Annotated in this window: 15 protein-coding genes; 7 read left to right on the top strand and 8 right to left on the bottom strand. The window is 73.5% G+C overall.

Features of this window, described 5'->3' with window-relative positions; all coding sequences use genetic code 11:
- Positions 1-540: 540 nt before the first annotated feature.
- The 3 genes from TBIS_RS08835 to TBIS_RS08845 are packed head-to-tail and all read right to left on the bottom strand — an operon-like array spanning position 541 to position 4,260.
- Positions 541-1,872, bottom strand: a complete 1,332-nt coding sequence (locus TBIS_RS08835) for a hypothetical protein (protein ID WP_013132021.1) — start codon at positions 1,870-1,872, stop codon at positions 541-543.
- Complete coding sequence (locus TBIS_RS08840) at positions 1,869-3,167, bottom strand: glycosyltransferase family 4 protein (protein ID WP_148231488.1); 1,299 nt, start codon at positions 3,165-3,167, stop codon at positions 1,869-1,871. Before TBIS_RS08840 ends, TBIS_RS08835 begins: the two co-directional genes overlap by 4 nt.
- The gene (locus TBIS_RS08845) at positions 3,139-4,260 is read right to left on the bottom strand and encodes an endonuclease/exonuclease/phosphatase family protein (RefSeq protein WP_050760478.1); all 1,122 of its coding nucleotides are present in this window, start codon (positions 4,258-4,260) and stop codon (positions 3,139-3,141) included. Before TBIS_RS08845 ends, TBIS_RS08840 begins: the two co-directional genes overlap by 29 nt.
- 1,565 nt (positions 4,261-5,825) lie before the next feature.
- On the opposite strand from TBIS_RS08845, the gene TBIS_RS08850 reads away from it, so the two are divergent.
- Both TBIS_RS08850 and TBIS_RS08855 read left to right on the top strand, forming a co-directional pair.
- Positions 5,826-6,920: a tyrosine-type recombinase/integrase gene (locus tag TBIS_RS08850; protein ID WP_013132025.1), complete on the top strand. Its 1,095-nt coding sequence runs from the start codon at positions 5,826-5,828 to the stop codon at positions 6,918-6,920.
- 131 nt (positions 6,921-7,051) lie between these two features.
- On the top strand, positions 7,052-7,780 hold the full coding sequence (locus tag TBIS_RS08855; RefSeq protein ID WP_013132026.1) for an SIR2 family NAD-dependent protein deacylase: 729 nt from the start codon (positions 7,052-7,054) through the stop codon (positions 7,778-7,780).
- A gap of 248 nt (positions 7,781-8,028) precedes the next feature.
- On the opposite strand, the gene TBIS_RS08860 is transcribed toward TBIS_RS08855, so the two are convergent.
- From TBIS_RS08860 to TBIS_RS08875, 4 genes are all read right to left on the bottom strand, one after another.
- On the bottom strand, positions 8,029-8,820 hold the full coding sequence (locus TBIS_RS08860) for a GNAT family N-acetyltransferase (protein ID WP_013132027.1): 792 nt from the start codon (positions 8,818-8,820) through the stop codon (positions 8,029-8,031).
- 67 nt (positions 8,821-8,887) lie between these two features.
- Positions 8,888-10,315 carry an adenylosuccinate lyase gene (gene purB / locus TBIS_RS08865; protein ID WP_013132028.1) on the bottom strand — a complete coding sequence of 476 codons (1,428 nt, stop codon included), beginning with the start codon at positions 10,313-10,315 and terminating at the stop codon, positions 8,888-8,890.
- A gap of 357 nt (positions 10,316-10,672) precedes the next feature.
- Positions 10,673-13,870, bottom strand: coding sequence for an efflux RND transporter permease subunit (locus TBIS_RS08870; RefSeq protein WP_013132029.1), 3,198 nt, complete (start codon positions 13,868-13,870; stop codon positions 10,673-10,675).
- A gap of 650 nt (positions 13,871-14,520) precedes the next feature.
- Positions 14,521-14,985 (bottom strand): pyridoxamine 5'-phosphate oxidase family protein, encoded by a 465-nt coding sequence (locus TBIS_RS08875; RefSeq protein WP_050760655.1) that lies wholly within the window; start codon positions 14,983-14,985, stop codon positions 14,521-14,523.
- 620 nt (positions 14,986-15,605) lie between these two features.
- Between TBIS_RS08875 and TBIS_RS08880 the strand changes: the two genes are divergently transcribed.
- The 5 genes from TBIS_RS08880 (at position 15,606) to TBIS_RS08900 (ending at position 19,437) form a co-directional block, all read left to right on the top strand.
- A complete protein-coding gene (locus TBIS_RS08880; RefSeq protein ID WP_013132032.1) occupies positions 15,606-16,442 on the top strand; it encodes a DMT family transporter in 837 nt (278 codons plus the stop codon).
- A gap of 51 nt (positions 16,443-16,493) precedes the next feature.
- Positions 16,494-16,739, top strand: a complete 246-nt coding sequence (locus TBIS_RS08885) for a hypothetical protein (RefSeq protein WP_013132033.1) — start codon at positions 16,494-16,496, stop codon at positions 16,737-16,739.
- 392 nt (positions 16,740-17,131) lie between these two features.
- Positions 17,132-17,740 (top strand): LysE family translocator, encoded by a 609-nt coding sequence (locus TBIS_RS08890; protein WP_013132035.1) that lies wholly within the window; start codon positions 17,132-17,134, stop codon positions 17,738-17,740.
- A 144-nt stretch (positions 17,741-17,884) separates the two neighbouring features.
- Entirely contained in the window at positions 17,885-18,184 is a 300-nt protein-coding gene (locus tag TBIS_RS08895) for a hypothetical protein (RefSeq protein WP_013132036.1), read from the top strand.
- Positions 18,185-18,225: 41 nt separating this feature from the next.
- The gene (locus tag TBIS_RS08900) at positions 18,226-19,437 is read left to right on the top strand and encodes an MFS transporter (RefSeq protein ID WP_013132037.1); all 1,212 of its coding nucleotides are present in this window, start codon (positions 18,226-18,228) and stop codon (positions 19,435-19,437) included.
- Between the two features lie 90 nt (positions 19,438-19,527).
- Here TBIS_RS08900 and TBIS_RS08905 read toward each other — a convergent pair whose 3' ends face one another.
- Entirely contained in the window at positions 19,528-20,292 is a 765-nt protein-coding gene (locus tag TBIS_RS08905; RefSeq protein WP_013132038.1) for a sulfite exporter TauE/SafE family protein, read from the bottom strand.
- Positions 20,293-20,367: the final 75 nt, after the last annotated feature.

A 20,367-nucleotide genomic window follows, 5' to 3' on the forward strand; every position in this document is an offset into this window, starting at 1 on the left:
GGTGCCGTGGGCTACGGCGAGCCGCCCGGACGGGCTGCCCATCCGGTCACTTGACACGGCCCGGACGCGGGCGTTTCCGCGGGCCGCGGGCTGCGGACCCGCGTGGGGAGAGCGGAGACGTGAGCTTCATCTGCCGGCCCGCGCGCGGCCGGCCGCCGGCGGGACCGGTTCCGGGCCGGTGCGCGGGTCCGGATAACGGAAAAGCCCCGCTGGAGCGACTCCAGCGAGGCTCTCTCACCGAACGGACGAGGGCTTGCTTCCGGGCACCGGCGAAGCCCGGCTGACCAAGCGGGACCGGGCCGGAGCAGGACCGGCATGTGTTGCGGTCCTGCGCAAGGCACGGCACGGGGAACGGCACCCGGCAACGCCCACCGGCGGCCGCGCGGTGCCGACACGTCACCGGACCGGCCCATGGTGGGCTCCCGGCAAACAGGCCACCACCTCGGCCCGCCGGGCCACGGGGCCACCATTCCCCGGGCCGGGGAGGCGTGGCCGTACCGCAGCGATGCCGTGGGCGACCGCCGATCGGGAGTCAGCGTGTCAGCCGCGCGCCTGCTCGGGCGCCCGCGCCCGGTGCCCGGCGCCGGCCATCGCGCGCCGGATCACCGCCAGGAACCACCACACCAGGGCGATGTTGAGGACCGCGAACGCGGCGATCATGCCGGGGACGCCGCCCGCCACGGCACCGGCGGCCTGTACGGCCAGGCCGGGCAGGAACGCCACCGCCAGCGCGGCCCGGGCCGGGGCCAGGCCGAGCGACGGCTGCACGGTGAGCACGCAGAACAGCACGATCACCAGCGCGTGCGCGGCACAGCCGGCGGCGGCGAGCACCGCCCACCCCGGCACCAGCCGGTCGAGCGCCCCGGCAGCGGCCAAACCCACCACGACCAGCGCGAAGGCCCCCAGCCCGGCCAGGCCGAGGAACCACGGGGCGTACCGCAGCACCACCCGGCCGCCCGCCGACGATCGACCTTTGGCGAGCGCGGCGATCAGCAACGAGGCGAGCGAGTCGGTGAACAGGATGCCGATCACCCGGCGGCAGCTCCCTATATATAAGGCGTAGAGCCCGACCGCGGCCGGGCCGCTCGCCCGCATCAGCAGGATCACGTCGAACCCGAAGAGCAGGGTGAGCAACGACTGGCCCGTGCTGTACACCCACCCCTCACGCAGCAACGTCCGGGCGAGCCCACCGTCCCAGCCGAAAACCCGTCCCCCTCGAGCCGGAGGTCCGGCCGATGCACCCCCGAGCGCCCGGCGCAGCCCGGCGAGCATGAGCACCGCGCACGCGGCGTTGGCGACGGTGAGCAGGGCCGCGTACCGGGCCGCGTCCCCGCGCCTGGCGGCCAGGAGGGCGGCCACCGCGACCAGGTACCCCCCGGCGCAGCCCAGCCGCAGCCCGGAGGCGAGCACCTGGCGGCCGCGGATCCGCAGCAGCGACTCGGCCAGGGTCATGACCGTGGCCGAGACCCCGAGCCCGGCCGCGCACCCCAGCCCGTCCGCGGCGGCGACCGGAAGCACGCCCCGGGCCAGTGTCAGCAGCCCAGCGAACGCGGCCGACGTCAGCAGGCACGCCGCGGCGACCACGGCCAGCGCGGTCCCGGCCACCACCCCGGCGTCTGCCCGGGCGGCCATCGCCCGGCTGGCGTTGACGTGCACCCCCCACAGCATCGGGATGCCGAGGATCACGCCGACCGCCTGCAGGGTCACCAGCGTCCCGAACGCGTCGAACCCGTCGAACCGGGCGATCGCCAGGCTCGCGACCGTCATGAGCACACTCGCGGCCGCGGACATCAGCGCCGGGGACCAGGAGCGGACCTTGGCGCCGAGGCCGCCGGCGCGGGCGAGGCCCGCCGGTGGGCCGGTCCGGCTCACCGGCCGACCGCCTCGCCGTACGCCTTCAGCGTGCGGGCGGCCGCCGCCTCCCAGGAGTGGTGCTCGCGGACGTACCGGCGGGCCCGGGCGCCCAGCTCCGGATCGTCGTCGCTCACCGCCCGGGCCAGCGCGGCCGCCAGCTCGCCGGGATCCATGGTCGCGATGCGCAGGCACGCCCCCTCGGCGCCGCCGACCACGCCCTCGTCGAATCCCGGCCCGACCACCGTGCGCGCGCCCAGCGCCATCGCCTCCAGGGCGACGAAGCCGAACGGCTCGTACGCCGACGGGAACGCGCACGCGTCGGCCGCCACCAGGTGGTCCCGCAGCTCGTCCGTGTCCAGGAACCGGCAGAGCAGGTGCACCCGCTCGCCCAGCCCCAGCCCGGCCACCTGCTCGCGCAGCCGGTCGTTCAGCGACAGGTCCGGCCATCCGGTGCCCGCGGCCACCGCGGCGACGTCCAGGCCGTCGTCCACCAGCCGCTTGACCGCGTCGATCAGCTCGGCCACCCCCTTGTGCGGGGCGTACCGGCCCGCGAACACGATCAGCCGCCGCCCGTCCGGGATCCCGTACATCGACCGGATCTTGTCCCGGATGACGGCGCGTTCCGCGTCGTCCGGGCAGGCCATCCGCCACGCCTTCCCGGCGCCGTGCGAGACCACCACCACATCGCCGCGGCCGGCCAGGTGCGGGACCGCGGCCACGGTGCCGTACGACGGAACCATGATCAGCCGGGCCCGCCGGCTCAGCGCCCGGTTCAGCGCGCGCCCGAGCAGCGCGACCAGGCCCCGGCTCCCGGCGCCGAGGAAGGTCTCGGCCGAGTGGACGTGGTAGCAGACCGGGATCCGCAGCAGCATGGCGCAGGCCAGCCCGGCCGGCGCGCACATCCAGTCGTGCACCGCGACCAGATCGACCCGCGCCCGGGCGTGCAACCGCCAGGCGTACCAGACGCCCGCGAGGTTGAGCCGGGCGAACTCGGCCACCATGCCGAGGAACCAGCGGGGCCGCGCCGCGCGCGCCCAGGGCCGGGTGGCGAGCACCCGGCGCACGGTCACCGCCCCGTACCGCGACACCCGGGGCAGGTGGCGGTGCCGGGACGTGCCGACCAGATGGACATCGGCGTTCTGGGACGCCATGGCGCCGAGCAGCCCTTCGAGGTACGTGCCGATCCCGCCGTACGGGTCGGGCGGGGCGTCGGGGGAGACCATGACGACCCGCAGGCCGCCCGGCTCATGGGCACGCCCCCGGCGCGGCCGCCGGGCGTCACCGTCACCGTGAATTCGTCGGGGCTTGCGCACGATGCGTCCCTTCCGTCGTGTGGGGTGTGGCGGAGTGCGCGGCGGGCGCCTCGTCGGCGACGGCGATGCGGAACTCCTGGGCCTGGTGGTCGGAGTACGGCGCGCCGCCGGTGAAGCGGTAACCGGAGACGGTCAGGCCCGGGCTGGTGAACAGCCAGTCGAGGCGCCACACCCGGGGGAACGGGTACTCGGAGACCGGCCACGAGGCGACGGGCAGCACGGAGCCCGCCGGGGTGTGCAGCCGGGTGCCCCCGCCGAGCGGGGCGACCTCCATCCAGGCGGAGTTGAAGTCGCCGGCCACCACGACCGGGTTGCGGTTGGCGGCCAGGTCCGCGCGGAGCTTGCTCAGCTCACCGTTGCGCCACGCCCACCGCTCCGCGAGCTCCCGGTAGAACCGGCCGCTCAACGGGTCATCGCCGATCCGGAACGGCACCGGCAGGTGCACGTTGTAGAAGGAGACCGTGCGCCCGCCCACCCGGATGTCGGTGCGCTGGGCCTTGCCGCCCTTCCAATACCAGTCCGCTCCCGTCTCCGGGACCGCGTGGTCCGCGGCGACGACCGGCAGCCGGGTGAGGGTGAGCAGCTCGCCCTGGACGAGGACCCGGTAGCCGGGGAACTCCGCGCGCAACCGGGCCGAGTCGTCGATCCGGACCGGCCGGTCGCCGTCCCAGTACAGGTACTCCTGCAGGAGGTAGACGTCCGCGTCCTGGTGGCGCAAGAACGCATAGAACGCGTCCTTGTCGTCGGACATGTCCCAGTAGTTGGTGTTCCAGGCGAAGACCTTGATCGTCGTCCCCGCCGGGCCACCGGCGGTGGGCGTCGCCGTCCACCCGCGGCCGAAACCGGCCAGGTATGCCCCGGCCAGCAGCAGGACGACCAGGACCACGGAGAGCCGGCGCCGGACCGGCCTGGCGAGCGGCGTGACGACGAGCAGCAGCAGCGGCACCGCCACCATGGTCAGCGGCGGCGCGACCTCGAAGATCAGCCACGGCCACCAGCGGTCCACGAGCAGGACGTGCAGGACGAGCACGATCGCCCAGACCGCAGTGGCCGCCACCACGAGCCGGGTCCCCAGGCACCAGCGGCGCCTCACCGGTCCGGGCCGCTGCTCATCCTGAGCCGTGCCGTCGCGGGTCGCGAGCGGTGATGCTCCGTCCTCCGTTGCTTGTGTCGTGGTCATGTCAGGCGGCTCCCACAGGGCTCCGTCGCGCCGGTCCCGCGCCCGCCCGGCGCCGAACGGCCAGGTCAGCGCGGGTGCGCTCTCTTCCGGGCACGTGCTTCAGGATCACCGACGGGTACGGCGGCGCGACAGCCGCTGAAGATCGCTCCATGGAGCGGTGCCGTGGGGCACGGCGGACCGCCCGGATGGGCAGCCCATCCGGTTCGCACAGATGTTCGAATTCGGGCCGGAGTGTGGGGGAGACGTCAGGGGAGCGGCGGATGCGCGCGTCCCGCCGTGGCGCGGGGAGAACCGGCCCCGTCTCGCCGCCTCGGCCGGTGCCAGGGACGGCCGGCCCGGCACGGGGCCGGCCGGGAGCCGGTCCGGATCCGGCGGCGCACCGCGACACGCCCGGCACGCCCGCGCACGGTCCCGCCGGCACGCGGGCGACGCGGGCATGGCTCGGCCCGGCGGGACGTCGACCGGCCTCGACGCCGTACGTCAGCGCATGCCATGGGAACCACCGGCCGGCCCGCGAGGCTGTGCCGAGCACACGGCGGAGGCACGGCGGACGCCGGAAGCTCGGCGAGGAGGACGGGCGTGGAAAGGCGGCACTTCACGGTGCGCCGGGGCTCAGGGCTCTCCATGCTGTCGAGGTAAGGCCTGGTACGGATCGCGGAGCGGCCCGGGCCGAGGGGAGGGACGGGCACCGGCCTCAGGACTCAACTTGACATAATGTTCGTTATCGAGCATCAGTGAGAAGTGGTCTCCGTGGCCTTGAAAGGGCTCTGGGTGCGCTGTGCGCGCACTGGGACGGCGTACGGCGAAGGCGCGCGGCGGTGTGACCGCCGCGCGCAGGCCGGGACCGCGGGCCGGCGCGACGACGGATGCGCAGCCGGGACCGTTTACGTGAACGCCGTGTCGATCACGAAGCCGATCACGAAACCGATGTGTTCGGGGAGCCTGCGTTGCGACCGGCACGCGAAACCGGCTCGCGGTGCTCCCGCCGAACACCGCGCAGGGCTCCGCGTACGGCGCATCGAACTTGGCAGGCGAAGTCCTTTGTCGTGATCAGGCATGCCCGCTGTGCGCCATCGTGCCGGCCGCACGGCCGGCGCCGATCGCCGGTACGGCGGCGTGACGGCGTCGCGGCCGCGGGCCGAACACCGTCGGCGAACACCCGCCCGAGCCGGATACCCGGCCGCGTGCGTGATCTCGATACCGGCCGATCGTTATCGATCTTCATCCCATGATCATCAGTACCGCGTCCGGCTCCGAGTGCCCGCGCCGGAGAGGCTCTGCTGGACGCGGTGCAGTGCTCGCGCAGGGCATGACCCTGCATTTCTGTCGCAAGTCAACAAAATCCAGCTATGACCAGAAAAGAACAGCTATACCGAACAGAAGACTCATTCTGTTCGGTATAGGGCTACTTCTGTTCAGCACAGGGCTACGTTCGTTCCGCCTCGTGCGGCCCTCCCTGCCCCGGTACGGTAAAGATCATGATCCCCCCGCAGGTGATCCGGTTGACCGTGCAGGAGGCAGCCGACCGGTACATCGAATTGGTCCGGGCCAAGGCCGTGACCGGAACCCTGTCCCCCGCCACCGCCGAGGTGTACGCCCGGGACGTCGCCACGTTCGCCCGCCTCGCCGGCCCTGACCGGGTGCTCGACGACCTGACCGGTGAGGACGTGGACGCGGTACTGCTCGCTTTCGCCCGCAAACCGGACGAGCGCCGCAAGAACCCCTCCTCCCCCGGCCGGCCGGACGAGGGCCGGCAGAGCCCGGCGTCACAGCTCAGGTTCCGCCGGTCGATCTCGGGGCTGTTCCAGCACGCGGTGTCGGCGGGCTGGGTGCAGATGAACCCCATGGAGGTGTCGTCGGTGATGCCCCGGGAGCGGGGCGGGTTGCCGCCGAAGCGGCGGGCGCTCACCCGGGAGCAGGCCGAGGGCCTGATCGCGGCGGCCCGTTCGGCCGCCGCCTCCCCCGACTCGGCCACCTCGAAGCGGAAGGACCAGCGGACCGAGGTGCGCGACGCGCTCATCGTGCTCCTGCTCACCACCGTGGGACCCCGGGTGTCGGAGCTGGTCCGGGCCAACGTCGAGGACTTCTACACCAACAACGGGATCCGGTACTGGCGGATCTTCGGCAAGGGCGGCAAGACCCGGGACGTGCCGCTCCCCCGCGAGGTCGCCGAGGCGCTCGACGCGTACCTCGCCGTCCGCAAGGGCGGGGACGAGAAGGCGCTGCTGCTGTCGTGGCGCGGCCGGAGGCTGGCCCGGGGTGACGTCCAGGCGGTGATCGACCGGGTGCTGCGGCGGGTGGAGCCGGAGCGCCGGCGCAGCGTGACCCCGCACGGGCTGCGGCACACGACCGCGACGCACCTGCTTGCCGACGGCACGGACATGGACGCGGTGCGCCGGGTGCTGGGCCACGGTGACCTGTCGACGCTCGGCCGTTACCGGGACGAGCTGCCCGGCGAGCTGGAGGCGGCGATGCGCGTCCACCCCCTGCTGCGCGGCACGCCCCCAGCTGGGACCGGGAACGGCGAGCGGCCGGCCCGGCAGGCGGACCCGGCATCCGAGCCGGCCGGGTGACACCCGCCCGGGTGCCGTACCCCGCCGAAACCCGGCCGCCGGGTCCCGGCCCAGGCGGCGCTCCGGCCGAGCGGGGCCGCCCGGGGCGGGCCCGTGCCGGACCGGCCGCGCCCAGGCATACGATCGGTGCCATGAAGGTGGCCGTACTGTCGGGGGCCGGGATCTCCACCGCGTCCGGTATCCCGGATTTCCGGGGGCCGAACGGCCTATGGCGGAAGTTCCCGGATTACGAGAAGCTCGTCACCTACGACTACTACATGAGCGACCCTGAGATCCGGCGCCGCTCATGGCTGTTCCGCAGTGAGAACCCGGCCTGGACCGCGGAGCCGAACGCGGGCCACCGTGCGCTCGTCGACCTCGCCAACGCCGGCGTGGACGTGTGGATCATCACCCAGAACGTGGACCGCCTCCACCAGCGGGCCGGGTCGCCTCCGGATCGGGTGCTCGAGCTGCACGGCAACATGTTCGAGACGGTGTGCACCCAGTGCGGCGCCCGCTCGACGACCCGTGAGGCGATCGACCGGGTGCACGCCGGGGAGAGCGACCCCAGGTGCCGGAAGTGCGGCGGGATCCTGAAGACCGCCACCGTGATGTTCGGGGAGTTCCTCGACCAGCACGTCCTGGAGCAGGCGGTCAAGGTGTCCCGGGAGTGCGACGTGTTCATCGCGGTGGGCACCTCGCTCCAGGTGCACCCCGCCGCGTCGCTGGTGCAGTACGCCGTCGCCTCCGGCGCCCGGCTGATCATCGTGAACGCCGAGCCCACGCCCTACGACGACCTGGCCGACGAGGTGATCCGCGAGCCGATCAGTGAGGCCCTCCCCCGGCTGGTCGCCCGCCTCACCTCAGGCGAGCGGAGCTAGCCGTACGGCCCGGCGGGCCGTACGGCGCGGCGGCACCCCATGAGCCGCCGGGCGATAGGCGGTTGCCAGGCCCTTGCGGGGTTCCCGTCGCCGGTCGCAGGCCCCGCCGTACCGCGGACGCCACCGCGAGCCGATCGGGGGCCGGCGGCCCGAGGAAGACCGCGCCGGGAGATCACGCCGTCCGCCGACCGGCCGTGCCCTCTCCCGGCCGCGCCGCCGGCGCGCCATGGGCGCGGGCGCGGGATCGCTCAGTCGTCGAACAGGTCGTGCCCGCCCGGCTGCGGGAATCGCGCCGCGGCCACCGGGCGCCGCGCGAACCCGATCCGCTCGTAGACCCGGATGGCCGCCGCGTTCCAGTCGTCCACCATGAGCGAGGCCCGGCCGTACGTGGCGAGCAGCTCCTCGACCACGAACCGGCAGATCCGCTCCCCCAGCCCGCGGCCCCGGGCCGGTACGGCCGTCGCCACGCCGGCGAGCAGGCCGACGGTGGGCGCCGACCAGGCGTCGGCGGCGACGGCGAGCAGCTCCCCCGTGGTGCTCCGGATGCCGGCCCAGCGCCGCACGCCGGGGATGCCGGGCACGGCGTAGGACTCGGGGCTGGCCTCCTTGAGCAGCAGGTCGACCTGCGGGTCGTCCTCCGGCCGCAGCCAGGCCGGTGGCTCGACGCCGTCCGATCGGTCTCCCGGGCCGCGCCCCGGCGCCGGTGGGGTGAGCTCGCGCAGGGTCATCCAGGAGAAGTGGTGCGGCTTGTCCAGCTCCGGGATCGCGTGGGCGACGGCGTCGATGAGCTCGGCGTCGCCGAACGGGCGGAACCTCCGCCCGACCTCGGCGAGCGCGTGCCGGACGAGCGGCACGGCGTGCTCGGGCCGGCCGGCCACCGCCAGCCGGTGGCGGCGGGAGGCGTGCGGGCTCGCCACGGCGACGGCGTCCCGGTGGGCCCACGCCCGGATGCCCGGCTTCATCCCCTGGGCGGCCCACATGATCAGATCGTCGTCGCCGCAGGCGTCCGTGACCTGGTCGATGCTGGTCAGCTCACGCATGATCGAATCTGGGGGTCAACGGTGGCACAGGATATCGGGCGCCCGTTTCATCCTCCGGGCCCGGTGATCAGAGGATGGCGCCCGGGACGTAGGCGGCGGCCTCGGGGTACCGGGCGGTGATCCGCTCGATCCGGCCGACCACCTCGGCCACCTGGGCGGACGCGGCGCCGGTGAACGAGATCCGGTCGGCGAGCAGGGCGTCGAGCTCGGACCGGCCGAGCGGGAACCGCGGGTCGGCGGCGAGCCGGTCCAGCAGATCGTTGCCCGTGCCCTCGGTGCGCATGGCGAGCGCGGCGGCCACCGCGTGCTCCTTGATGATCTCGTGCGCGGTCTCCCGGCCGACGCCGGCCCGGACCGCGGCCATGAGCATCTTCGTGGTGGCGAGGAACGGCAGGTAGCGGGCGAGCTCGGCCTCGATGACTGCGGGGAACGCGCCGAACTCGTCGAGCACGGTGAGCATGGTCTCGCACAGGCCGTCGAAGGCGAAGAACGCGTCGGGCAGGGCGACCCGGCGGACCACCGAGCAGGACACGTCCCCCTCGTTCCACTGCGCCCCGGCGAGCTCCCCGGCCATGTGGGCGTAGCCGCGCAGGATGACGGTGAGGCCGTTGACGCGCTCGCACGACCGGGTGTTCATCTTGTGCGGCATGGCCGACGACCCGACCTGGCCCTCCTTGAAGCCCTCGGTGACCAGCTCGTGGCCGGCCATGAGCCGGATCGTCGTGGCGAGCGACGACGGGGCGGCGGCGAGCTGGACCAGCGTGGTGAGCACGTCGTAGTCGAGCGAGCGCGGGTACACCTGCCCCACGCTGGTGAACCGCCGGGAGAAGCCGAGGTGCGCGGCGATCCGGTCCTCAAGCTCGGCGAGCCGCGGCTCGGAGCCGAGCAGGTCGAGCATGTCCTGGGCGGTCCCGACCGGGCCCTTGATCCCGCGCAGCGGGTAGCGCTCCAGCAGGTTCTCCAGCCGCTCGAACGCGACCAGGAGCTCGTCGGCCGCGGTGGCGAACCGCTTGCCGAGGGTGGTCGCCTGGGCGGCGACGTTGTGCGACCGCCCGGCCATCACGGTCCCGCTGTGCTCGGCGGCGAGCCGGCCGAGCCGGGCCAGCATGGCGACCACCCGGTCGCGGACGTGCAGCAGGCTCTCGCGGATCTGGAGCTGCTCGACGTTCTCGGTGAGGTCGCGCGAGGTCATGCCCTTGTGGATGTGCTCGTGCCCGGCGAGCGCGTTGAACTCCTCGATCCGCGCCTTCACGTCGTGCCGGGTGACCCGCTCGCGCGCGGCGATGGAGGCGAGGTCGACCTGCTCGACCACCTTCTCGTAGTCGGCGATCACCTGCCCGGGCACGTCGACCCCGAGGTCGGCCTGGGCTTTGAGCACGGCCAGCCACAGTCTGCGCTCCAGCACCACCTTGTGCTCCGGGGACCACAGGCGGGCGAGCTCGGGCGAGGCGTAACGGGTGGCGAGAACGTTCGGGATCGACGGCTTGTCACTCACGGTGGCTCAGTCTATGTGGCGATCTGTGCGGATCTGCGGAGCGGCCGGGGCGTCGCGGGGTGGTGGCGTCTCCCGGTGGCCGGCGCCCGGCCGCGCGACCGATGCCCGCCACCGGCCGCCTCGGCCGAACCGCCAGCACGCGGCGGCGGTCTCCGGGCCGCGTCGTGGTGCCGCCCGCCGCGTCCCCGCCCGGTCCGGGCGACGGCGGCGGGCGGCCGGGCCGGGACGAAGGGCCGCCGGCTCGACGATGCCGTGGGCCCGGGGGTTCGGGTCGCCCGGAAACGGGTGGGCCCGCCCACCGGGCGGCGCGGCCGGGGTGGCCGCTCGGCCGCCGGGGCGGGCGGGCCCACGCCAGGCTCACTTGGCCGGGGTGAGGGCCTCCTTGTCGTAGACCTTCACCGAGTCGTCGTCCGCCTTCTCGGGCTTCGGCGTACGGCGCATGCGCTCCTTGGTCCGCTCGACCATCGTGTAGAGGGTGGGCACGAGCACGAGGGTCAGCAGCGTGGAGGAGACCAGCCCGCCGATCACGACGATCGCCAGCGGCCGGGAGATGAAGCCGCCGGAGCCGGTCACGCCGAGCGCCATCGGGGTGAGCGCGCAGATCGTCGCGACCGCGGTCATGAGGATCGGCCGCAGGCGGCGCCGCCCGCCCTCGATGACCGCATCGACGATGCCCATGCCCTGAGCCCGGTACTGGTTGATCAGGTCGATCAGCACGATCGCGTTGGTCACGACGATGCCGATCAGCATGAGCATGCCGATCAGCGCCGGCACGCCGAGCGCGGTGTCGGTGGCGAGCAGCAGGCCGATGGCGCCGGTCCCGGCGAACGGGATGGAGACCAGCAGGATGAGCGGCTGGATCAGGCTGCGGAACGTCGCGACCATGATCGAGTACACGATGATGACCGCGAGCGCCATGGCCAGGAGCAGGTCGGCGAAGGCCTTCTCCATGTCGGCGCTGGCCCCGCCGATCTCCCAGGTGACGCCCTCGGGCAGCTTGAGCGACTCGAGCTTGTCCGTCACCTTCGCGGTGACCTCGCCCAGGTTGCCGGCGTCGGCGATCCCGCTGACCGTCGCGGTCCGCTCCCCGTCCTGACGGGTCACCCGGGTCGGGCCGTCGACCACGGCCACGTCGGCGACGTCGCTCAGCTTGACCATGCCGGACGCGGTGGGCAGGGCGAGGTTCCGCACCTCGGTGACGCTGGCCGGGGCGTCGCCCATGCGGAGCACGATGTCGGTGGGGCGGCCGTCCCCGTCGATGGAACCGATCGGGGTCCCGCGGAAGGCCTGGGCGACGAGCTGGCCGATCGCCGCCTCGCTCAGCCCGCGCGCCGCCGCCTTCGCCCGGTCGACCTGCACCTCGACGCGCGGCGCGCTCTCCTCCAGGTTCGACGTCACATCGCGCATGCCCTCGACCTCGGCCATGGCGTCGCGGACGGTCGTGGCCGCGGTGCGCAGCGCGTCGGCGTCGGCGCCCTTGAGGATCACCTCGATCCGGTCGCTGTTGAACCCGCCGTGGCTCAGGCCGACGGTGACCTCCCCGATGTCCGGCACCTTCGCCAGCCGGTCCCGGAGCTCCTGCTCGATCGCGGGCGTGTCCGCGCCCTCGGCGAGCGTGATCGAGTACGTGGCCTGATCGGAACCGCCGCCCAGCCCGGCGAGCATGTCGCCGCCGCCCACCGTCACCTGGTAGGCCTCGATCCCGGGAACCGAGCGGAGCACGTCCTCCACCTTCTTGGCGGCCTCATCGGTGACCGCGAGGTCGGTGCCCGCCGGCATGCGCTGGGTGATCTGAGTGGTGTTGTTCCCCGTGGAGTCGAGGAAGTTCGTCTTCAGCGCCGGGGTCAGCGCCATCGTCCCGGCGAACACGACCAGGCCGATGACCACCGTGGTGAGCCTCCGCCGGGTGGCGAACCGCAGGACGGGGATGTAGGCGCGCTGCAGCGGGTTCTGCAGCTCCCGGCGCTCCGCGTCCTCCCGTACGGCCTCCGCCTCCTGCGGGCTGAACCGCGGCGTCTTCAGGAACCAGTAGGCGAGCACGGGGATCACCGTGAGCGAGACCAGCAGCGACGCGAGCAGCGCCACGGTCACGGTGATCGCGAACTGGCTGAAGAGCTGGCCGACGATCCCGCCGACGAACGCGATCGGCAGGAAGACGGCGACCGTGGTCAGCGTGGAGGACGTCACAGCGCCGGCGACCTCCCGGACCGCGGTCAGGATGGCCTGCCGCTTCTCCTCACCGTAGGAGAGGTGCCGCTTGATGTTCTCGAGCACGACGATCGAGTCGTCGACGACCCGCCCGATCGCGATCGTCAGCCCGCCGAGGGTGAGGATGTTGAGCGAGTAGTCGCGGGCCCACAGCGCGATCAGCGCGATCACCACCGACAGCGGGATCGACACCGCGGTGACCAGCGTCGACCGCACCGAGAGCAGGAAGACCAGGATCACCACGACGGCGAAGACCAGCCCGAGCAGGCCCTCGGTGGTGAGGTCCTTGATCGAGTGCTCGACGTACGGAGCCTGGTCGAAGACGATGGTCAGCTCCGCGGCGTCCCCCAGATCACGGGTGAGCCCGGGCAGCAGCTCCCGCACCTCGTGGGAGATCTGGACGGCGTTGCCGTCCGGGCGCATGGTGATCGCCACACCGAGCGTGGGCTGGCCGTTCGTGCGGGTGAACGAGGTGGCGGGAGCCTCCTTCACCTCGATCGTGGCGACGTCCCCGAGCTTGACCGGCTTGACCGCCCGCGCCTTGGCCGCGGCCGCCCGCGCGGCGTCGCCGCCCGCCGTGGCCCCCGTGCTCCCGGCGGACTGCGCACCGGGCATGAGGTACAGGTTCTTGAGGTCGTCCACGGTGCGGATGCGCTCACCGGTCTGCACGGTCAGCGCCTTGCCGTCCTTGGTGAACGAGCCGGCGGGAATCGTCACCCCGTTGGCCCGGAGCAGCTCGGGGATGGCGGTCGGCGAAAGGCCGAGCATCGCCATCTTCATCAGGTTCGGCGTGATGACGACCTGGCGCTCCCGGGCCCCGGTCACCGAGACGTCGCGGACGCCCTCGATCGCCCGGAGCTTCGGGACCATGATCCGCTCGATCTTGCCCAGCATGGCCTGCTGATCGCCAGCCTCGGCCACGGCGATGACGAGCACCGGGATGTCGTCGGTGCTCCCGGCGATGATCTGCGGATCGACCCCCGAGGGGAGCTGGGCTTTGATCCGGTTGACCGCCTGCTGCATCGACGCGACCGCGTCATCGATGTCGGTGCCGTAGTCGAAGGCGACCTGGATCTGCGCCAGACCCTCTTTGGAGGTCGAGGTGATCTCGGTCACACCCGAGATCCCCTTGAACGCGCTCTCCAGAGGCTCGGTCACCTGCTCTTCAACGATCTCCGGAGCCGCACCCGGGTACCCGGCCACCGCGAACGCGGCGGGCAGCTCGAGCGAGGGGAAGAGCTGCTGCTTCAGGGAGGGGATCGCGAAGGCGCCGAGCACCCCCAGCGCCAGCGATATCAGCAGCACCAAAGAGCGATTGGCAAGGCTCAGCCTGGCCAGGGGATTCATCCACCAGCTCCTTGAATCGAATTCGGGGAACGGCCCAAACCCTAACCGACCAGATCGCCGCGCTCGTAATCGGACTGTAAGCGCAACGAACGGCCGCGCGTGCGGGGTTTCGAGCGTTCCATCGGCGGCACATGGCCCGGCTCCCGGGTGTGCTGGAGGCCCGGCCCGGTGACGAGCCCGGCACCGGGCCGGGCCGGCGCCCGGAGCGCCCGAAGGTCGCGACGGTACGGGTGCGCGCGCCGGCCGCGATCGGTCCGTGAACGAGCGCCGGCTCGCACGGGCACCGGCCCGCTACGGCGCCGCCGGACATGCTCTCCGGCGCCCGGCAACGGGCTCCGGGGTCTCCGCGGACCCGACCCGGTGAGCCGTGCCGTGCCGGCACGGCCGCCCGGTACCACGGGCTGCGATGAGACGCCGGGCCGTGCTCGGTGTCGCCCGGCGGGCGAAAGACGGCGCCGCCGCCCGGCTCGGGACGCTCACGGGGCTGAGCCCTGGGCGCGGACCCGCATCACCGGCAAAGGCGGGCATCACCGGGCCGGCCGGCATGACCGGTCCTCGTGCACGTCCGTTCGTGGAACCACCGCTCGGTGGCACCCCTGGCACGCCCGTTCCTGGGAGCCGCCGCTCGGCGGAATTCGTTCAGCGGGCCTTCACTTACGGCGCACCACGCGGTGGCCGGAGCCTTCGCGCCACGACTCGATCACGAGCTGTTCCGTGTCGTAGTCCACGTAGGTGAGCACGGCCTCGGTGACGTCGACCCGGAACAGGTGGAAGTTCTGTCCGTGCGGGCCGCCGAACCGCTCCTTGAGCACCGGGTCGGTCACCTCCACCGCCCGTCCGGCGATCTTGGCGTCCCCGGGGTGCTCCATGCGCTCGTCCGAGGCGCTGTGGATCGCGACCCGTGGATCGCGCAGCAGATCACGGGCCTTGACCGATCCGGGCATCGACCCCAGCCACACCTCCCCGTCCGTGAACTCCACCTCCGTGCCACTGATCCTGGGCGAGCCGTCCTTGCGGAGGGTGGCCATCGTCTTGTGCTTACTGCGCCCCATGGCCGCGCGGATGTGCGCGGCGAGCTCGGGGACCTCGTGCTCGATCTCCTGCCAGGTGGCCATGGGCGCCATGATGCCCACGGCCACCGACAGAATCCGGTCCGGTGCTCGCGGCGCTGATCTGGCGGCGCCCGGTTCCCGGCGTGTGCGGCCACCACCCGGCGGATACCCGGTGTCCGGATGCCGCGCCCGGTCACCGCTCCCCCAGGGGCGCCGGTGCGGGCACCTGCGGAAGGCGGCCCGGCGTGCCGTACGCTCCGCCCTCCGGCTCGGCGGCGGGTCGAGGGCCGCGCGAGACCACCGGTCACCGGCCCCGGTCCGAGGCGGGCGCACGCCCTCGTGCCGCCACCGCGCCGGTGCCCGCCGGCTCACCACCGCCGCCGCCACGTCGGGCGATCACTCTCGCCGATGCCCGGATCCGCGCCGGACCGCAGGTTCCGGGCACTCCGTACCGCACGGCCCGGCATGGCTCCCCTGCGCGGGCCGGACGTGCGGCGTTCCGGAACACGTCGCCACGTGCCGGCCTCCGGCACGACCCGGTGGAACGGTGGACTTCCTGGGGACGCTGTGCCGTACGTCACATGTGGTACGGCCGGGAATGTGCAGCCTACTGAACTACGTTTGCAGTCTAATAGACTACCATTGAGTGTACTTTCGTTCAATGTGTTGTACTAAGGAGGGCTGTGACAGCGATCGTCTTAGCGACCACCTGCGCCATGGTCTACGGCGCCGCGGACTTCTTCGGCGGGCTCGCCACCAAGCGTTCCCGGGTGCACGCCGTCGTGGTGGTGTCGCAGCTCGCCGGGCTCGCCTTCGTCCTCGCGCTGATGCCGCTGCTGCCCGGTGAGCCCGAGCCGGCCGCGCTGCTGTGGGGCATGCTCGCCGGGCTGGCCGGCGGCGGCGGGCTGCTGCTGTTCTACCGGGCGCTGGCGACCGGAACCATGTCGGTGGTCGCCCCCATCACCGCGACGGTCTCGGCCGGCCTGCCGGTGCTGTTCGGCCTCGCCATGGGCGAGCGGCCCGGGGGGTTGGCCCTCGCGGGGATCGGGATGGCCATCATCGCCGTACTGCTGGTCAGCACGGCGCCGTCGCAGGGACCCGCCGATCGCCGGTTCGGCGCGCTCGCCGCATCGGTGATCTCCGGGGCCGGCTTCGGCGCGTTCTTCATCCTGATCGGGAACGCGCCCGAAGGCACCGGGCTGTGGCCGCTGCTCGGCGCCAGGATCGCCTCGATCGCCACGGTCGCCGCCCTCGCCCTCCTGTCCGGACGCGACCTGCGGCCCGGCCGGGGCGCGCTGCGCGCCATCCTGGTCGCCGGCGTGCTCGACATGGCCGCCAACGTACTGTACCTGTTCGCCGTGCAGCGCGGCATGCTCAGCCTGGTCGCCGTCATCGTCTCGCTCTACCCGGCCAGCACGCTGCTGCTCGCCCGGCACGTGCTCGGGGAGCGGCTCAACCCCGTGCAGATCGCCGGCGTGGGCTTCGCCCTCGGCGCGGTCACGCTGATCGCGGCGGCGTGACCGGAGCCGGGCCCCGGCACGCGCACCCGGCCGGGGTGACCGCCATCCCCGATGCGGCGCTCCCCTGACCGCGCGGTACGGCACCGCCGGCGCCGGCCGGTCGGGCCCGAGTCCCGGACGCGGGCACCGGCCGAGCTCACGATCCACCGCGGGGACATCCCGCAGCCCGAGCCCCGGGCGCAGGGCACCGGCACGGCGTCCCACCTCCACCGCGGCTCGCAGGAGCGCCTCAGGATCACCGCCCGCGGCCGTGGCGGCCGGACCGTCCGGGTCGTGGCCGTGGCCCAGATCCGGTGATGCGGCCGCCGCCCGGATCACCGTGACGGCCGCACCGTCGCGGGTGAGCCCGGCGGCGAGCCCGGTGCCGGTGCGCTCCGCCTCACCTGTGATCGCAGAGCAGACCGGCGGCCGTGCCGGGCCCTGAGCGTGCGCCGCGCCCACGGTACGGCGCGAAGCAGATCAGTCCCGACGTGATGGACCACCAGGAAGGGGTGACCATTGGCCCTGTTCCCCGCACCATTGCGACGGCAGGGTGAGCCCATGACCCACATCGCCCGTACCTCGACGGCCGACACCGCGGCCTGGGCCGGGACCGCGCGGCCCGGCCAGGAGCCGCTCCCCACGCGCCCGGCGGCCGTGGCCGGGCGGGAGGCGCCGGCGGGCCACCGTGTCCGGCGAGGAGGCGCGGCGTGAGCATCTCCTTCCTCATGACCACGCTCATCGTGGTCGCCACCCCCGGAACCGGCGTGCTCTACACGCTCTCCGCGGCGTTCTCCCAGGGCCGCAAGGCGAGCGTGATCGCCGCGCTCGGATGCACGCTCGGCAGCGTCCCGCACATGCTGGCAACGCTCACCGGCCTGGCGGCCGTGCTCCACGCGAGCGCACTGGCGTTCCAGGTCGTGAAGTACCTCGGCGTGGCCTTCCTCCTGTACCTCGCGTGGACGACGCTCCGGAAGGAGAACGCGATCCCGGTGACCGCCCGCCGGAGCGCACCGGTCTCCCCCATGCGGACGATCACCACGGCCGTGCTGATCAACCTGCTCAACCCGAAGCTCACCCTGTTCTTCCTCGCGTTCCTGCCGCAGTTCGTGAGCCCGGGCGAGCCGAATCCCGTGCTGCGCATGCTCGAGCTGAGCGCCGTCTTCATGCTGGTGTCCCTCGTGGTGTTCACGGCGTACGGCGTGTTCGCCACGGCGGTGCGCGACCGGGTGATCTCCCGGCCCCGCGTGATGGCCTGGCTGCGCCGGATCTTCGCCGGATCTTTCATCGCGCTCAGCGCCGATCTCGCGCTGAAGTGACCGGCCGATCGGGTGGCGTGGTTGGTGATTTAAGACGTTTTGTGGATGTTTGTTGGTGGTTGTTGGGGGTGTGACACCAAACCCGCGGCCTTTACAACGTAGATTCACTTGCGCTCCGCACTGAAAACACGTTCGAATGAACGTGTGAACCATGACGAGAGACCGCGGGCCATCCCGCACCCGCTCCGCATCCACGGCGGCGTGCCCGTGGCCGGCGGCATCCCCCGGAAGACCGTCCTGGCCGGGCGGGTCGCGATCCCCGGCCGCCACGTGCTCGCCGGAGAGCCCGGCGGGCACCACCGCCCCCCCTCCCGGACGGTCCCCGATCTCGGCCGGGCCGGCGCCGTGGTCCCCGGCGACGGCATGTCCCGCGGCCGGCCCGGCACGCGCACCGCCTCCGGTATCACCGTCCCGGCCCTCGCCCGGCGCCCCCGGGCCCGATGATCCCGCCATCCCGATCGACCGCCCCCTTTGGAGCCACCCGCATGCCCTCCCCCACCCTGCTGCGCGAACGCACCGCCGTCTACGGGCTCTTCCTCCTCTCCGGGCTCTCCATCGGCGCCTGGACCGCGCGCATCCCGGCGATCAAAGCGGATCTGCGCCTCACCGAGGGCGAGCTGAGCCTCGCCCTGCTCGGCATCGCCGCCGGTGCGATCGCCGGCATGCAGTTCGTCGGCCGGCTCGTCGACCGGTACGGCAGCCGCCGCACCCTGATCCCGGTGGCGATCGTGCTGGCGTTGGTCCTGGTGCCGCCCGCCTACGCCCCCAACCTGCCGGCGCTCGCCCTGGCGCTGTTCCTGTTCGGCATGGCCAATGGCGTGTACGACGTGGCGGTGAACGCGAACGCCGTGGTCGTCGAACGCGCGTACCGCAGGCCGATCATGTCCTCGTTCCACGCGGTGTTCAGCCTCGGCGGGTTCGCGGGGGCGGCGATCGGCGGGCTGTTCGCCGAGGCGGGGGCGAGCCCGCGGGTGACGTTCGTCACGGTCAGCGCCGGGCTCCTCGTCCTCGCCGTGCTCTGCGTCCGCTGGCTCATCCGCGACGACCCCGAGGAGGGGCGGGACTCCGGATCGGACCGCGCCGCCACGGGCGGCCGGGGCCGGCGGCGCCTCGGCGGCGGCGTGATCCTGCTCGGCGTGCTCGGGTTCTGCTGCCTGCTCGGGGAGGGCGCGGCGGCCGACTGGAGCTCGGTCTACCTCCGCGACACCCTCGGCTCCTCCCCCGGGTTCGCCGCCGCCGGGTACGCGGCGTTCTCGATCACGATGACCGCCGGGCGCTTCGCCGGGGACCGGCTCGCCGCCCGGTTCGGCCCGGTCGCGCTCGTCCGCGGCTGCGGGCTGCTGGCCGGCGGCGGGCTCGCGCTCGGCATCCTCGTGGGGACGCCGGTGGCCGGGGTGATCGGGTTCGGCCTGTTCGGGGCCGGGCTGTCGTGCACCGTCCCCCAGATCTTCTCGGTCGCCGGGCACAGCGACCCCGGCCGTTCCGGGCGGTCGCTCGCGGTCGTCGCCAGCCTCTCCTACATCGGTTTCCTCGCCGGCCCGGTGATCATCGGGGGCATCGCCGAGCTCACGGCGCTCTCCACCGCCCTGCTGGTCCCGGCCGTGCTCGCGCTCTTCGTCGCCGTCACCGCCCGCGCGCTGCGCGCCACCGGACCGGCCGGTGAGCTCCCGGACGCGGCGCCCAGCCGTACGGCATAGCCGGGTCCGGCGCCACCGCCCGGCCGAACCCGTGGCCGCACGCGGGATGCGGGTGGCGGTCCGCCGGCCGGCCGGCGGACCGCGCGCGGGTCAGCCGGCGAACTGGTCGTAGCCGAGCCGGGCCACCAGGGCGGCGACCACGCACAGCATGATCACCCGGACGAACCCGGCCCCGCGGCGGAGCGCCATCCGCGCCCCGAGCTGGGCTCCGGCGATGTTGCACACGGCCATGGCGAGCCCGAGGGGCCACAGCACGTGCCCTTGCGCGCCGAAGACGAGCAGCGCCCCGAGGTTGGTGCCGACGTTGATGACCTTGGCCGTCGCCGAGGCGCGCACGAAGTCCATGCCGAGGATCGCGGCGAACGCGATGATCAGGAAGGTGCCGGTCCCCGGCCCGAGAATGCCGTCGTAGAAGGCGATCGCCATGCCGGCGACGGCCACGGCCGCGGCCACCCGGCGGGCGGTGCGCAGGTGCGGGTGGGGCAGCCGGCCGAGCGACGGCCGCAGGGTCACGAACGCCGCCACCCCGAGCAGCGCGGCCAGGACCAGCGGCCGGAGCAGGTCCGGGTCGAGCATGGCCGCCGACGCCGCGCCCAGCCCGGCGAAGGCCACGGCGAGCAGCCCGGCCGGCACGGCGACCCCGCGGTCGAGCTTGATCCGCCGCGCGTAGGTCACGGCGGCCGAGGCCGTGCCGAAGATCGCGGCCGACTTGTTCGTCGCGAGCGCCTGCACCGGGGTGAGGCCCGCGAGGAGCAGCACGGGGAGCTGCAGCAGCCCGCCCCCGCCGACGACGGCGTCCACCCAGCCCGCGGCGAGCGCGGCCGCCAGCAGCAGGATCAGCTCGCCGGCCTCCACCTGGCACGCCCCTCCCTCGCGATCGACCGCCCCGAGATTACCGGCATCCCGGGTGGCGCCGGCCGGCCGCGGCGG

It is taken from the genome of Thermobispora bispora DSM 43833 (genome assembly GCF_000092645.1).
Lineage (GTDB): Bacteria > Actinomycetota > Actinomycetes > Streptosporangiales > Streptosporangiaceae > Thermobispora > Thermobispora bispora.

Bases quoted from the DNA above. Each gene is read 5' to 3' on its own strand.
- TBIS_RS08850 (WP_013132025.1), top strand. From the start codon at position 5,826: ATGATCCCCCCGCAGGTGATCCGGTTGACCGTGCAGGAGGCAGCCGAC.
- TBIS_RS08855 (WP_013132026.1), top strand. From the start codon at position 7,052: ATGAAGGTGGCCGTACTGTCGGGGGCCGGGATCTCCACCGCGTCCGGT.
- TBIS_RS08860 (WP_013132027.1), bottom strand. From the start codon at position 8,820: ATGCGTGAGCTGACCAGCATCGACCAGGTCACGGACGCCTGCGGCGAC.
- TBIS_RS08870 (WP_013132029.1), bottom strand. From the start codon at position 13,870: ATGAATCCCCTGGCCAGGCTGAGCCTTGCCAATCGCTCTTTGGTGCTG.
- TBIS_RS08875 (WP_050760655.1), bottom strand. From the start codon at position 14,985: ATGGCCACCTGGCAGGAGATCGAGCACGAGGTCCCCGAGCTCGCCGCG.
- TBIS_RS08885 (WP_013132033.1), top strand. From the start codon at position 16,494: ATGCGGCGCTCCCCTGACCGCGCGGTACGGCACCGCCGGCGCCGGCCG.
- TBIS_RS08900 (WP_013132037.1), top strand. From the start codon at position 18,226: ATGCCCTCCCCCACCCTGCTGCGCGAACGCACCGCCGTCTACGGGCTC.